General features: G+C 66.9%; 15 protein-coding genes. 11 read left to right on the forward strand and 4 right to left on the reverse strand.

The window, feature by feature from the left end; genetic code table 11:
• Positions 1-2: 2 nt before the first annotated feature.
• From AVS7_RS11625 to AVS7_RS11635, 3 genes are all read right to left on the reverse strand, one after another.
• Entirely contained in the window at positions 3-473 is a 471-nt protein-coding gene (locus AVS7_RS11625) for a hypothetical protein (protein WP_024001422.1), read from the reverse strand.
• Positions 474-559: 86 nt separating this feature from the next.
• Entirely contained in the window at positions 560-1,411 is an 852-nt protein-coding gene (locus tag AVS7_RS11630; protein WP_020228567.1) for a nucleotidyl transferase AbiEii/AbiGii toxin family protein, read from the reverse strand.
• The gene (locus tag AVS7_RS11635; protein WP_020228568.1) at positions 1,408-2,013 is read right to left on the reverse strand and encodes a type IV toxin-antitoxin system AbiEi family antitoxin domain-containing protein; all 606 of its coding nucleotides are present in this window, start codon (positions 2,011-2,013) and stop codon (positions 1,408-1,410) included. Before AVS7_RS11635 ends, AVS7_RS11630 begins: the two co-directional genes overlap by 4 nt.
• Before the next feature lie 429 nt (positions 2,014-2,442).
• On the opposite strand from AVS7_RS11635, the gene AVS7_RS11640 reads away from it, so the two are divergent.
• Positions 2,443-3,699 carry an integrase arm-type DNA-binding domain-containing protein gene (locus AVS7_RS11640; protein WP_024001423.1) on the forward strand — a complete coding sequence of 419 codons (1,257 nt, stop codon included), beginning with the start codon at positions 2,443-2,445 and terminating at the stop codon, positions 3,697-3,699.
• Positions 3,700-4,519: 820 nt separating this feature from the next.
• Positions 4,520-4,780 carry a hypothetical protein gene (locus AVS7_RS11645; protein ID WP_020228570.1) on the forward strand — a complete coding sequence of 87 codons (261 nt, stop codon included), beginning with the start codon at positions 4,520-4,522 and terminating at the stop codon, positions 4,778-4,780.
• A gap of 177 nt (positions 4,781-4,957) precedes the next feature.
• Here AVS7_RS11645 and AVS7_RS24410 read toward each other — a convergent pair whose 3' ends face one another.
• A complete protein-coding gene (locus tag AVS7_RS24410) occupies positions 4,958-5,989 on the reverse strand; it encodes a hypothetical protein (protein WP_024001425.1) in 1,032 nt (343 codons plus the stop codon).
• A 438-nt stretch (positions 5,990-6,427) separates the two neighbouring features.
• Between AVS7_RS24410 and AVS7_RS11650 the strand changes: the two genes are divergently transcribed.
• The 9 genes from AVS7_RS11650 to AVS7_RS24740 all read left to right on the forward strand — a co-directional run bounded on the left by AVS7_RS11650 (position 6,428) and on the right by AVS7_RS24740 (position 12,491).
• On the forward strand, positions 6,428-6,679 hold the full coding sequence (locus tag AVS7_RS11650) for an AlpA family transcriptional regulator (RefSeq protein ID WP_144425092.1): 252 nt from the start codon (positions 6,428-6,430) through the stop codon (positions 6,677-6,679).
• Between the two features lie 20 nt (positions 6,680-6,699).
• Entirely contained in the window at positions 6,700-6,972 is a 273-nt protein-coding gene (locus AVS7_RS11655; protein WP_255352357.1) for an ogr/Delta-like zinc finger family protein, read from the forward strand.
• A 308-nt stretch (positions 6,973-7,280) separates the two neighbouring features.
• The gene (locus AVS7_RS11660; protein ID WP_024001428.1) at positions 7,281-7,517 is read left to right on the forward strand and encodes a hypothetical protein; all 237 of its coding nucleotides are present in this window, start codon (positions 7,281-7,283) and stop codon (positions 7,515-7,517) included.
• A 3-nt stretch (positions 7,518-7,520) separates the two neighbouring features.
• Positions 7,521-8,063: a hypothetical protein gene (locus AVS7_RS24735; RefSeq protein WP_020228574.1), complete on the forward strand. Its 543-nt coding sequence runs from the start codon at positions 7,521-7,523 to the stop codon at positions 8,061-8,063.
• Entirely contained in the window at positions 8,060-8,758 is a 699-nt protein-coding gene (locus AVS7_RS11670) for a toprim domain-containing protein (protein ID WP_020228575.1), read from the forward strand. Before AVS7_RS24735 ends, AVS7_RS11670 begins: the two co-directional genes overlap by 4 nt.
• A 13-nt stretch (positions 8,759-8,771) precedes the next feature.
• Positions 8,772-11,549, forward strand: a complete 2,778-nt coding sequence (locus AVS7_RS11675) for a hypothetical protein (RefSeq protein ID WP_020228576.1) — start codon at positions 8,772-8,774, stop codon at positions 11,547-11,549.
• A 10-nt stretch (positions 11,550-11,559) separates the two neighbouring features.
• The gene (locus tag AVS7_RS11680) at positions 11,560-11,913 is read left to right on the forward strand and encodes a hypothetical protein (RefSeq protein WP_020228577.1); all 354 of its coding nucleotides are present in this window, start codon (positions 11,560-11,562) and stop codon (positions 11,911-11,913) included.
• A gap of 2 nt (positions 11,914-11,915) precedes the next feature.
• Positions 11,916-12,314 carry a hypothetical protein gene (locus AVS7_RS11685; protein WP_024001430.1) on the forward strand — a complete coding sequence of 133 codons (399 nt, stop codon included), beginning with the start codon at positions 11,916-11,918 and terminating at the stop codon, positions 12,312-12,314.
• Between the two features lie 21 nt (positions 12,315-12,335).
• Complete coding sequence (locus AVS7_RS24740; RefSeq protein ID WP_020228579.1) at positions 12,336-12,491, forward strand: hypothetical protein; 156 nt, start codon at positions 12,336-12,338, stop codon at positions 12,489-12,491.
• Positions 12,492-12,519: the final 28 nt, after the last annotated feature.

Genomic DNA, 12,519 nt, shown 5'->3' on the forward strand with positions numbered 1-12,519 from the left:
AGTTACGGGCGTATTGCCAGGGTGTCGATCAAGTCCTCTCTTGACACGTCCATCTTGCACGGACACGACACGCAGACCGGCGCGATCTCGACGACCCAGGAATTGCCGCTTTCCCTCGGAAATGCGGGGTGCCGCGTGATTCGGTACAGGCCGGTCGGCAAGTCGCACACGTCCATCTTTGCAAGATCGACATCTGCCCCATTGGCATCACGCAGCCGCTGCTGCTCGCGATTGCGCTGCGCGTACTCGGGCCGGTCGTCGCGGTAGTTGCGCCAGTAGTCTTGATTGCGCTGTGACCACGCCTGCTGGGCGGCGCGCTGGTTGATCCGGTAGTCGGGATCGGACTGGAGCTTGGCCCGTTGCCACTGGCGCTTGCGGGCACGCTGGCAGTCGGGCGCTGAACAGTAGGCTTGATCGGGAACTTGCGGGCGGGGTTCGAACGGTCTGCCGCAGCAGGCGCAGTGTTGGGTCATCGTCGGGGTCTCCATGCAAAATCCGCATGGAAGCCGCGACCGACCGTGACGAAGGGCGCGTACTCGTTGCGCCTATGGGGCAGCCGTCATCGGGCAGCCCGGTGCAACGCTGGTTCCAAGGCCGCCCGCAGTCGAACCACGATGGCGGCCAGGGGTTCGGGGGCGAGTTCGTTCTTCTTGAGGAATGCCTGCCACAGCGCCTGCCGTGATGTGTCGTGCGCGAACTCGTCGGTCATGCCGACCGGCAGTGCGGCTGGTACGGCCATGCCGCGCCGCTCGAAAGTGGCCTTCACCGCTTGCGCCAGCAGATCGATGTCCAGGGATTCGCGCTCCAGCAGTACCGACAGGTCGAGGTAATCCTTCATCCGACTGTTGGTCATGCCCAGAAGCGCGATGGCGTGGAGCTTTTCCGCGATGACGGTGTAGACGGGATAGGTGCGCAGGCGAGGCGCAGGCAGGTCATCCAGCAACACCGGATAGATCGAGTCCACCGGAGCCGGTGTGACCGCATCGCCGAAGCCGACGTCGATCTGCGTCTTGCATCGCGCCTTGGCCAGCTCGCCACCGATGAGGATGCGCGCCCCGGCGTATCCGGCGTCCTTGCGAATTTCTTCGGCGATGACCGAGGCCGGGTCGAACACGATGCCGTCGTCCACGGCAACGCTGGCGATGTCACGGAAGGTCTGGGCCACGGATTCCAGATCGCTCGCGCCGAAGCCCAGCAGGTCGGCATCGCGCGTGGCCCGGTGCGGCATGTCGTACCAGAGCGTGAACAACAGCGCGCCCTTGAGCAGGAAACGATCCGCGTGTTCGGATTGGCAGAGGCGATAGAGGATGCGCTCCAGCGCGAAACGCACCAGCACCTGATTGAAGTCCACGCCCTGCGCCTTGGCAACGTTGAGCAGGCGGGCGCGCACGGAAGCCGCGACGTTGCTCATTCGACGGCCTCCAGGTAGGGGCGCATCACGTTGGCCACGCGGCAGACCTTCGCGTAGCGCCACAGGTCGTCCGCCGTTGCCTTGCGCTTGGCGCGAACGTCCTTCAGCGCCTCCAGCGCCACGTCCAGGCCGATTTTGTTGCGGTGCTTGAAGCAGTCCACGACCGTCTTGGCCGCGCCGTACACCCGCAGCTTCACCCCGTCGCGCAGGTGCTCCTCGACGCCCGCCGTGTAGACGTCACCGGTCATCTGAACCATCTTGACTGGCGGATAGTCGATCCGGGGCACGTGGCTGCCGCGCGGCATGGCGATCCAGATCTGGCGCGGCAGTTGTGTGGTCAGCTCGTGGAATTGCAGCGCCGTGAGCAGGCAGAACACGGCCTGCGGCACCTTGGTGGCGACGGTCGCGAGACTTTCGAATTCCGATCCCTGCGCATCCGGCAGGCGGTACAGCCCGCGTCCGACCCTTTCCAGAACGCCAGCGGCGGTCAGGCGCGTCAGGACGACCCGGGGCGCATCGATCGCGTCCAGATCGCTGGCGCGCAGCAGCCCCTTCTGGTTGGCCAGATCGAGGACGCGCTGGGTGTGGGTGTCGGCGAGCATGGTGGGAGTATGTTCCGTTTATTCGTCCAATGCAAGATTTCGACGAAAAACAGGAACAGCTTCATGCAGCCGTGTTTGGTTCCCTTTTTGGAGATCGAACCGCAGACCGTCGCAGCCCGAACCAGCGAGGAAGTGCGCGGGGGCGCTCGTTTTTTCCCCGGACTTCCGCATGATGTACAATCACACCTATGGTATCCCTACTTCTACAGCAGGGCGGTTTCCTGTAGTGGGGAACTACACCACCAATCACCTATCCGCAGACGTCCACAGGCGTCCAGCAAATGCAAAAATCCCTAAGCGAATCAAGCGCTTAGGGATTTTTTTTGTCCATGCGCGTCCATGGTTGTCCATGGCAAGCCAGCCACTTGTGGGGGCAACTTTGGGGGCAACTGCTAGATTCGGGCGAGCTGCCCCCAAAAGTTGCCCCCAATGCCTCTGACAGACACTGCAATCCGCCGCGCTCTTCCTGGTCCCAAAACCCAGAAATTGACCGATGGCCAGGGCATGTACCTGGAAGTTGCCCCCAGCGGCGGCAAGTGGTGGCGCCTGAAGTACCGGATTGCAGGCGTAGAGAAGCGGCTCTCGCTGGGCACATACCCCGAAACGTCCTTGAAGGCTGCCCGCGAGAAGCGGGATGCGGCGAGGGCGCTGATCGTTCAGGGGATCGACCCGAGCGATGCGCGCAAGGCATCCAAGGCGCAGGCACAGGTCACCGAAGCGGATGCAGCGCGCGAAGCCGCCGGGCTGCCACCGCAGGACAGCTTCGAGCAGATTGCGCGGGAGTGGTACGAGACCCGCCGGGAAGACTGGTCGCCGTCATACGGCCAGAAGATCATGCGCCGGCTGGAGGCAGACGTTTTCCCGTGGCTCGGTGCCCAGCCCATCATCTCCATCACCCCGCCGATGGTGCTGGCGGTACTGCGCCGCGTGGAGGGGCGCGGCGTGGTGGAGACCGCGCATCGAGCGCTGGAGAACTGCGGCCAGGTGTTCCGGTATGCCGTGGCCACGGGCCGAATCGTGAGCGACCCCGCGCGCGACCTGAAAGATGCACTGCGTCGGCCGATGGTGAAGCACTTCCCTGCCATCACATCGCCGGAGCGCTTGGGCACGCTGCTGCGTGCGATCCACTCCTACCGCGGCACTCCCGTGGTAACTGCTGCGCTCAAGCTGCTGCCGATGTTGCTGCTGCGGCCCGGCGAGCTGCGGCAGGGCGAGTGGTCGGAGATCGATCTGGCGGGCGCCATGTGGGCAGTGCCTGCAGCACGGATGAAGCGGGAGAAGGCGGGGAAGCTGTATGGGAAGCCACACCTGGTGCCGCTGGCGCACCAGGCCGTCGCGATCCTGGAAGAGCTGCAGCCTGTCACCGGCCGCGGCGTCATGGTGTTCCGCGGCGAGCGGACCCATGTACGGCCTATGAGCGATGCCGCCATCAACGCTGCGTTGCGTGCCATGGGGTTCAGCGCGGATGAGGTGACGGGCCACGGCTTCCGGGCGACCGCCCGCACGATGCTGGTAGAGCGCCTGGGCGTCGCGGAGACGGTGGTGGAGGCGCAGCTGGCGCACTCCGTAAAGGACAGCCTCGGCCGCGCTTACAACCGCACCGAGTTCGTCGCGGAGCGCGTGGCCATGATGCAGCGCTGGGCCGACTACCTCGACGAGCTGCGGGCGGACGTGCCTGCGCGGTGACCCCGGTGCCGGCCTGGCCAGGGCGCAGGCCCCGCCAGTGCTTGCCATGACCTGCTGCGACACGCGCTGACCGGGTTGTCACGCACCCAGGATGCACGTGGTCAGGGCGCGATGCACACTAGGTGCGTGCTGCACGCTGCACGCGTGCCAGTGCGAAAAAACGCCCCCCTCTAGAACGCACCAGAACGCCCGCACAGCGAGGCCCGGTAGCCGGGTCCTCACCCTATGCACTGCTGCGCCGCCCCCTGCTGGCGGGCCTGTAGGCCCGCCCCAGGCGTACAACCACGCAACCCCGCAGCGCGCCACCGAAGCCCCGCCTCGCCCCCGGGCTTCGTGTGTCGTTTTTGTTGGGGGTGCCGCAATAGGCCGCAGCAAGGCCCCATGCGGGCTTGCGGGCAGCTTTGGGGGCCGCGGGAGTGTCGGGAAACGTCGGAATCTGCTGCGCCGTCCTGCGGGCTGCCTGCGCGGCAGTGACGTAACGGGAAAAAGCCTTTTTCAAACTTGAAATGCTCGGAATTGACTACCTACAAACCCACCAATGAAGACCAGTTTGTAGGCTTTGTAGGCAGTGCTTTCCGGGTATCTCAAATTTGAATTGATATGGGTTCCGGCGGGTGCTGGCCGACCCTCTTGGAAGAAACACAGGCTCGCTCTTCGACGGTCGGTAAACCCTTCAAAGCCTACAAACCCACCATCGCCGGGCAGCCCTGCGCGGGCGTCCCCCGCCGGGCCAAAAAAAACGCTGGCTCGCGTTTCGTCCGAAAAAAACCCCTCAAAACCCACCAAACCCACCAAAGCAGGAGAGCGCTACGATCCGGGAATGACCTTTCTCATCGTTATCGTTGCCGTGCTGGCGCTGCTCTCGTTGGTGAGCGCGATGGTCATGATTCCCTACTTGTGCGCCATGGCCACCGGCCGCGTGCTGGGCTGGGTGTTTCAGGTGGAGTCAGAGCCATCGGCGCTGGATGTGAATGACCGGCTGCCCCCTGATCGCAGAGCAGAAGTTGAAGAGCTTGTAGCCAGCTCGGGGCGCATGGCCCGCAAATCGAGGTGCCGGGCTGAGCGGAGAACCAGGCGCTGAATGCGGCCGCCTGAAATGCTCGCCGGCAGGACTTGCTAGCGTCTGGCTGCTCTCGGCCAGGAGCAGTCAGTGGCAAATAGAAAAGCAGACGATCAATGTTCGAAGAAACCGGCGGCCAATTGCCAGCGAAGCTGGCTGTTGGATGTCCGGTTGACTGAGGTTTTAGGCCTGGCTGTACTAAATGAGTGCTGTGTGACTTTGATCTGCAAGCGAAGTAAAAATGCCTAGTACGGGATCGGGCATTAAACTGAATAATTCACGCACAGAATTTGCATATCGTCGGCAGTTCTCTAGCGTTGCACCATGCAGTTCGGCGACATGCATTAATTTGTTCCTTCTGGCGAGCATTGATGATAAGTCTTCCTTAATATTTTTCTTGTATCGCTCTTTGGCCTCTTGATCCAAAAGCGCCGGGAAAAGGTGCGCGACAAGCTGATTAATATTTGTTTCTTCTATCAACCGAGAGACTTGATCGGACGTTCCCGTTGGTAATGAAGCTATTACGCGGCTACGCAGGAATGCCTCACAGGCAACGCTCAGGTCTACCAATGCTCGCCGATAGTCTGCCACGTCAATACAGTCCAGGGCGTCGCCATAGAGGATTGAATAGATTGGAGGTGACTCTCCGGCGAGTGCGAGCTGGCTGACCTTTTCCCAAACGGCCTCAGTGACGGTGCGACAGCTTCCTAAAACAATGGTCTGACTGCGGATCCAGACTTCCTTTTTAGTGTCTGCATCCAGTAAATATGTGGACCATCCTGATTCGTTCCCCACTCTCACATGCCGGCATATCTCATGTGTACCCGACACCCATCGAAGTAGTGAAACCCAGTACTCAAAGGCTGACCGAGACTGAGCCGCGCAGCCCTCGGCGATGGAATTTAGCGTTTTCTGCTGTTCATCACTGATGAGTTCGTAGGCATTTGGGTTTCGCTCAAGAACCTCGCTGGGAACAGCCACTTCTGTCGAGACCTCGACGCACACATCGACCGATCGGATGAAGAAATAGATGGTTTCTCCTGTGTTGCTGTTCCATGCGCCACGGCAGGCCCTAGCATCTTCATCATGCACGTTGCCGACCTTCTCCACAGACGGAAGCTTGATTGTGATTAGTGAGCCATTGTGCTCAAAGGATAGTGTGCGACCCATGAGCGACGGGGGGACGGCGAGTGCGCGAGTAATGAAACGGTCCCAAGAATACATTTTCATCGAGTAGTCAATCTGGAGGAGGAATTTGGCCCTTTGTGGTCGCAGCACTGATGCCGCATATCGCGCAAAGAGTGACATTGGATCTATTGGCCTGACGTCATAGTAGATGGTCCGCTGGAACAGCGTGAACGATTTCCTTCGGGCAATATAGCCTCGGGTACCGGGCAGACCTACGGATAATGTCAAAGCTCGGTTTTATGACTTACCCGAATGGCTGGTTTGGGTCGGTTCCAGCCCTTCTCGCGCCATCTTGGCCGGCCGCTGAGTCCCTCACGCCCCTGACATCCCACACCCACAGCTTCGACCCGCTCCGCACCACTCGCGGAGCCACGGCGCGCGCGTCGTTTTGGCGCCCATTTGTTCCACCCCCTGCTGTGGCTGGCGCAGCCACAACGTAGGTTCCTTGGCTTTGAGCTGTCCCCACAAGACCATAGGGACATGCATGAATCCCTACAGACAACCCACTCGCCAGCCGCAGTGCCGGCGGCGCCCCCGGTCCAGCGCGTGCGGCTGCTGCGCATTGCCGACGTGTGCTTTGCCACGGGCCTGGGGCGCAGCACCGTCTACGCCAGGATCAAGGCCAACAGCTTTCCCCGGCCGGTGCAGCTGCACGGCACCTGCGTGGCCTGGCGCGAGGCCGACGTGAACGCCTGGATCGAAGCGCGCCCGGCTGCGGGAGGTGCGGCATGAGCGGCGGAGTCACGCGCATGATGTTCCTTTGCCCGCACTGCCAGGGCAAAGCCAAGACCCGCAGCAGCAAGGCCATGACGCGCACTCTGCGCGAGGTGATCTACCAGTGCGACGACCCCGAGTGCGGGCACTCGTTCGTGGTGCATGCCGAAGCCGTGCGCACCCTCTCGCCGTCCGCGCGGCCGGACCCCAGCGTCCACCTGCCGCAATCGCCGCAGGCCCTGGCCCTGGCCGCTGCGCGCAATGCCGCGCACCAGCGCCCCGCGGCCGAGCCATCCGGCGCGCTCGCTTGAGGATCCCTGCCATGGCTCCACTTGCCCCCCAGGCCGGCAGCGCGCTACACTGCGCCATCACGTCAAAAAAAGGCGTGATCGGGATTGGTCTCCCGTGTAACCCGCTGCGACGCAAGCCGCAGCCTCTTCCGCAGAGCACCTGCGGCTTGTTCGTTCGTGCCTCCTTTTTTTGGCGGCTCGGACAGGGAGCCGCAAGGCTCGCCGGTTCGCGCAAGCGGGTTCCCGGTAGACCAACCTGTTCGAGCCGCCGCCCCGGATTGGTCTCTAGGGCGTCGGTTTCTGTAAACCGAACCTGCTTGGAGGCCACCATGGCTGACCGCATCCCCGCACGCGCTCCGTTCGCGCGCACCCTCTCGCCCGCTTCATCGCCCGCTACGGGCACCCCCGACCCCATCCGGCTGCACGCCCAGGCGCACAACGCCCTGAACACGGCGCTGCACCACCTGCGCCAGCCGCAGCTCGACGTGGGCCACGCCCGCCGCAAGGTGGCCCAGGCCCTGGCCGCCCTGCGCGGCCTGGACGTTGCCTTGAGCCTGGAGGGGTAAGCCATGCACGCGACCACCCACAACGCTGCCCGCGAGGCAGCGCAGGCGGAGCCTTGCCTGGCGCAGCACGTCCTGCAGTGCCAGGACCACACCGAATCCCTGCGCACCGTGCTGCGCGCCTGCCACGCCGTGGCCTCACTGGCCGCAGGGGCCAGCAACCCCGGCGCGACCGTCGGCATGGATGGGCTGGGCGAGCTGCTGCACCTGCACAGCGAGGCCATGGAGCAGCGCCTGGACGCCATCCACACCCTCATTGAAACCATCCGCACTGCGTTGATCCGCCGCCCGGAACGCGGGCAGGCCATCAGCCTGACGCTCAATGCCAGCGACCAGCTGGCGGACATGCGCCAGGTGCAGCTCGCATGGCAGGCCGTCGCCTGCATGGTCCCCTACGCGGCCGACACCCTTACCGGCGAGAACCTCGCCGCCGCCCTGCGCCTGATGGCCGACGCCATGCACGGTCGCACTGCCGCCATGGACGACATGCTCGACGCGCTGCATGCAGCGCTGACGGCAACGCCCGTTCAGGAAGGCGCGACGCCATGAGCGCGGCAGGCGCAAGGCACGCCTACGAGGCCAACCGCGCCCGCATCGCCGGCCTGTGGGCCGAGGCGCGGCCGGTGGCCCGCGGCGATGCGGCCGGGCGCTACCTTGCCCGCAGCGGCGTGGCGCAGGACGTGCACTCCGCCGCCTTGCGCCTGCACCCCGCGCTCGGCTACTGGCAGCAGCGCGGCGGCACGCCCGCATGCCTGGGCCACTTTCCCGCGCTGCTGGCCCTGTTCGCGCTGGACACCTACCCGCACGGCCTGCGCGGCGCGCCCGAGGGCCACGCGGTAGCGCTGCAGCGCATCTACCTGGCGGCCGACGGCGAGCCGGCCGCGCTGCCCGCGCCTATCAAGCTGACCGGCACCGCCGGCCCCGCGCTGGGCGCCTGCGCCCGGCTGGCCCCGGTGGACAGCACGCGCGGCGCGCTGGGCATCGCCGTGGGCATTGCCCCGGCCCTGCGCATCGCCCAGGCCGCCCGCCTGCCCGTGTGGGCGGTGCCCGATGCGCACGCCCTGGCGCATGCGCGCTGGCCCCGCGGCTTGCGCCACTTGCATGTGTTCGCGGACGCCAGCGACCCCGCGCAATGGCAGGGCGCCGCCGAGCTGGCCCGCAAGGCCTGCGCCTGCGGACTGCAGGTCTACGCGATGGCGGCCGACCTGGCCGGCACGCCCCGATTCACCGCCACCCGGCTTTAGAGAAGACCCCACCATGGCAACCAAGAAGGCCAACGCACCAGGCTCGGGCGCGGCAAACCCCGCACTGCAGTTCACCGTCTTCACCGCCACCGTGCCAGAGCGGCTGACCAAGGTGCTCACCCTGGCTCCCGACGGCACGCTGCACAAGGAAAGCGCCGCCAACATGCTGCGGGGCACGGCGGTGCGCACCGTGGTCCACGGCCTGCAGGAACTCGCGGACATGCTCGAAGCGCTCGGCCCCGCGCAGGCCACGAGCTGGGGCGTGTGCGACGCACCCGCAGGCCAGGGCGTGCCCATCGTGCCCGAGCGCGAAGCGGCCGAGAACCCCGGCGCCATCTCCCGCACCCGCAGGCACTTCGCCTACCCCGCAGGCCCCGGCGTGCTGATGCTCGACCACGACGGCGCGCCCGATGGCGAGCTGACGGCAGACGTGTTCCGCCAGCGCCTGACCGAGGCCTGCCCAGCCCTGGCCGATGCGCCCATGCTCTGGCGCCCGAGCTGCTCGGCCGGCGTGTGCACGGCCGACGGCCGCGCGCTGTCGGCCCTCACGCGCCACCGCCTCTACATTCCTGTGCGCGATGCCTCGCGCATCCCCGAAGCGGGCAGGGCGCTGGTGCAGCTGCTGTGGGCCGCAGGCCATGGCTGGTTCGACGTAGGCCGGGCAGGGCAGGCGCTGGAGCGCACCCTGATCGACGCCAGCGTGTGGCAGCCCGAGCGGCTGGACTTCTGCGCGCCGCCCCTCTTGGGCAAGAGCCTGCAGCGGCCGCACGCCGCGCCGCGCATCTTCGGCGACCCGCTGGCCCTGTTCGACCTGGCGCTGATCCCGCACGATGCCGACACCCACAAGCAGGCCCAGGCGCTCAAGAAGGCCGCCCGGCAACAGCTCGCGGGCCAGTGCGCGGCGCAGCGCGAGCGCTGGGCGGCGCAGCAGGCCCCGGCCCTGGCCAAGCGCCGCGGCATCACCCTGGACAAGGCGCGCGACGTGCTGCAGCGCGCCAGCGCCCAGCGCGTGCTGATGGGCGACTTCGTGCTCTCCGCTGAAAACGGCAAGCCCGTGTCCGTGGGAGAAATCCTCGACCGCCCCGGGCGCTGGCACAACGCGCAGTTTGCCGATCCACTGGACCCGGACACGGACACCCGCGTGGCTGTAGTCAACCTCAAGAGCGGCCAGCGGCCGTACCTGTTCACCCACCGCCATGGCGGCATGCGCTTCGAGCTGCTGCGCCAGAGCGCGCGCATCCAGGTGGGGCGGGGCATGCGCGTGGCCACCACCGACGCGGTGCTGGCCGTGCTGCAGGAACGCGGCGAGCTGTTCGACTACGGCGAGGGCGCTGTGGCCTATGTGAGCGACGGCAAGGCGCGGCCCGTCACGCCCGACTGGCTCACCGACCACATGGGCCGCGTGTGCGAGTTCTACTCCGTGCGCCACCGCCGCAAGGCCGACGGCGAAGAAGCGCCCGAAGAAGGCCCCGAGGATGCGCCCCTCTCGGTGGCCCGCGCCATCCTGGCCAAGCATGGCGAACGTGGGTTCAAGAAGCTGGTGGCCGTGGTTACCGCGCCCACCCTGCGCATGGACGGCAGCATCCTCGACCGCCCCGGCCACGACGAAGCCTCGGGCCTGCTGTTCTACTGCGAGCACCCGAACCCGCCGCGCGTGCCGGTCAAACCGACCGTGCAGGACGCCCTGGCTGCGCTCAGATTCCTGTGGGCGCCGCTGGCCCTGTTCCCCCTGGTCGATGCCGTGGCCAACGGCGTGGCCCTGCACGGCCTGCTGTCGGCCGCGCTGCGGGCGAGCCTCCCGACCGCGCCCGGCGTGGGCTTCGACGCCCCGGCCGCAGGCAGTGGCAAGACCCTGCTGGCGCGCTGCATCGGCATCCTGGCCATGGGCGCGGAGCCCTCGATTCTTCCCCCGGCCGACACCGACGAAGAAACGCGCAAGCGCCTGTTCGCCGTGCTGCGCGAAGGCCAGCGCGTGGTGCTGTGGGACAACGTGCGCGAGCCGCTGGGCTCGGCCTCGCTCGATGCGTTCCTCACGGCCCCCACGTTCTCCGACCGGGTGCTGGGCAGCAGCGAAACCGTCACCCTGCCCAACCGGGCCTTGTTCATCGCCACGGGCAACAACCTGCGCATGACGTCCGACACCTGCCGCAGGGTGCTCACGGCGCGCATCGACGCCCAAAGCGAGACGCCCTACACGCGCGACTTCGCGTTCGACCCCGCGCAGATGGTGCAGGCCGACCGCCTGGCCTACGTGGTGGCGGCGCTGACTATCGTGCGGGCGTACATCGCCGCGGGGCGGCCCAAGATGGCCAAGGGGCGCACGGCGAGCTTCGAGCATTGGGACGACCTGGTGCGCCAGCCCATCTGCTGGCTGGCGCAGCAGGTGGCCGCGATCGCGGGCACACCCGAAGCCCAGGGCCTGCCCGCGCTGGCCGACCCTATGGAGGCGGCAGCGCGCGCCTTTGAGCAGGACCCGGAAACCACCAAGCTGCGCGCGCTGGCCGAAGCGTGGTTCGCAGCCTTCGGCCCCGAGCAGGCGACCGTGGGCGGCGCCATCCGGCGCGGCGACACCGACGCGCTGCTGGCCATGGCGATGGACGACATCGCGGGGCAGGCGGGCAAGATCAATTCGCGCATGCTGGGCCGCTGGATCGAGCGCATGCAGGGGCGCATCGTGGACGGCAAGCGCTTCGTGCGCATCGGGCACCGCGCCGGGCTGCTGCACTGGGCGGTGCGCCAGGCGGCGGGCCAGCGGCCGATGCCTGCGCCCGGCGATGTGGCCGTGTTCTGAAGGGCACAGCATGAGCGACACAAGAACCGACGCCGCCGCGCTGCTGGAGCGCCTGCAATGCAGGGGCCTGCACCTGTCGGCCACGCCCGCGGGCACGCTGCAGGCGTGGCCCGCCGAATGGCTCGATGGGTCCACGCGCGAGGCTATCGCGCAGCACAAGGCGGGCCTGCTGGCGCTGCTGTCGGCCCCGGCCGCGGACGTGCTGGCCGATGACCGCCACCGCTGCCGCGACTGCTACCACCTGCAGCACAGGGGCAACTGCGCCATGGCCGCGCAGGCTCGCCTGCCGGGCGTGCCCGCGTGGTACCTGCCGCCCAAGGATGCGCTGCAGCGCTGCCACCTGTTCTGCGCCTTGCCGTACTGACCATGCGCAGCAAAGCCACCCCCATGACCGGCGCCGAGCGCCAGCGCAAGCACCGCGACAAGCGCCGGGCCGAGCTGCAGGCGCTGCGCGCCGTGGTGCCCGCCACGGCGCAGGAGCGCGAGGGCGCTGCCCAGGCGCAGCGCCTGGCCGCCCAGCTGGACAAGGCCACGCGCACGGCCGCGGCGCTGCAGGCGCGCATCGAGGCGATGCAGGCAGGCGAGGGCGAGCTGCAGCAGCTGCGCGAGGCCGTGCGCACCCTGCTGCCCCAGCTGAGTCCGGCTGCGCAGCAGGTGGCGCGCAGGCACTTGCAGGGCTGCGGGGCGGGGCAGTGGCTGGAGCGGCCGCCGCCGGCCGAGGCCCTTGCCGCGCCCTCGCGCCTGTCTTCCCACGTGTTTTTTTAACCCAGTCCACAGGAGCAACCCATGACTGAAACCGAAGCCCTCCGGGCATTCCACGCCGCCCGCGGCGAGCTGCAGGCGGCCCTGGCCGCGTACCAGGGCGCACGCGCGCAGCTGCACCGCGTCACCGGGAAGTGGGCGTGTCCGAATTTTTGTGTAAACGGGTCGGACTTCAATTGACGGAGATGCGGTCTCCGAACTGAATGGT

Origin of the sequence: Acidovorax sp. MR-S7 (genome assembly GCF_000400995.2) — a bacterium.
In the GTDB taxonomy this organism is placed as follows: domain Bacteria; phylum Pseudomonadota; class Gammaproteobacteria; order Burkholderiales; family Burkholderiaceae_C; genus MR-S7.

Excerpts from the sequence above, each read along its gene's own strand:
- AVS7_RS11675 (WP_020228576.1), top strand. The coding sequence starts at position 8,772 with ATGGCAACCAAGAAGGCCAACGCACCAGGCTCGGGCGCGGCAAACCCC.
- AVS7_RS24410 (WP_024001425.1), bottom strand. The coding sequence starts at position 5,989 with ATGAAAATGTATTCTTGGGACCGTTTCATTACTCGCGCACTCGCCGTC.
- AVS7_RS11635 (WP_020228568.1), bottom strand. The coding sequence starts at position 2,013 with ATGCTCGCCGACACCCACACCCAGCGCGTCCTCGATCTGGCCAACCAG.
- AVS7_RS24735 (WP_020228574.1), top strand. The coding sequence starts at position 7,521 with ATGCACGCGACCACCCACAACGCTGCCCGCGAGGCAGCGCAGGCGGAG.
- AVS7_RS11640 (WP_024001423.1), top strand. The coding sequence starts at position 2,443 with ATGCCTCTGACAGACACTGCAATCCGCCGCGCTCTTCCTGGTCCCAAA.
- AVS7_RS11660 (WP_024001428.1), top strand. The coding sequence starts at position 7,281 with ATGGCTGACCGCATCCCCGCACGCGCTCCGTTCGCGCGCACCCTCTCG.
- AVS7_RS11650 (WP_144425092.1), top strand. The coding sequence starts at position 6,428 with ATGCATGAATCCCTACAGACAACCCACTCGCCAGCCGCAGTGCCGGCG.
- AVS7_RS11655 (WP_255352357.1), top strand. The coding sequence starts at position 6,700 with ATGTTCCTTTGCCCGCACTGCCAGGGCAAAGCCAAGACCCGCAGCAGC.
- AVS7_RS11685 (WP_024001430.1), top strand. The coding sequence starts at position 11,916 with ATGCGCAGCAAAGCCACCCCCATGACCGGCGCCGAGCGCCAGCGCAAG.
- AVS7_RS11625 (WP_024001422.1), bottom strand. The coding sequence starts at position 473 with ATGACCCAACACTGCGCCTGCTGCGGCAGACCGTTCGAACCCCGCCCG.
- AVS7_RS11680 (WP_020228577.1), top strand. The coding sequence starts at position 11,560 with ATGAGCGACACAAGAACCGACGCCGCCGCGCTGCTGGAGCGCCTGCAA.
- AVS7_RS24740 (WP_020228579.1), top strand. The coding sequence starts at position 12,336 with ATGACTGAAACCGAAGCCCTCCGGGCATTCCACGCCGCCCGCGGCGAG.
- AVS7_RS11645 (WP_020228570.1), top strand. The coding sequence starts at position 4,520 with ATGACCTTTCTCATCGTTATCGTTGCCGTGCTGGCGCTGCTCTCGTTG.
- AVS7_RS11670 (WP_020228575.1), top strand. The coding sequence starts at position 8,060 with ATGAGCGCGGCAGGCGCAAGGCACGCCTACGAGGCCAACCGCGCCCGC.
- AVS7_RS11630 (WP_020228567.1), bottom strand. The coding sequence starts at position 1,411 with ATGAGCAACGTCGCGGCTTCCGTGCGCGCCCGCCTGCTCAACGTTGCC.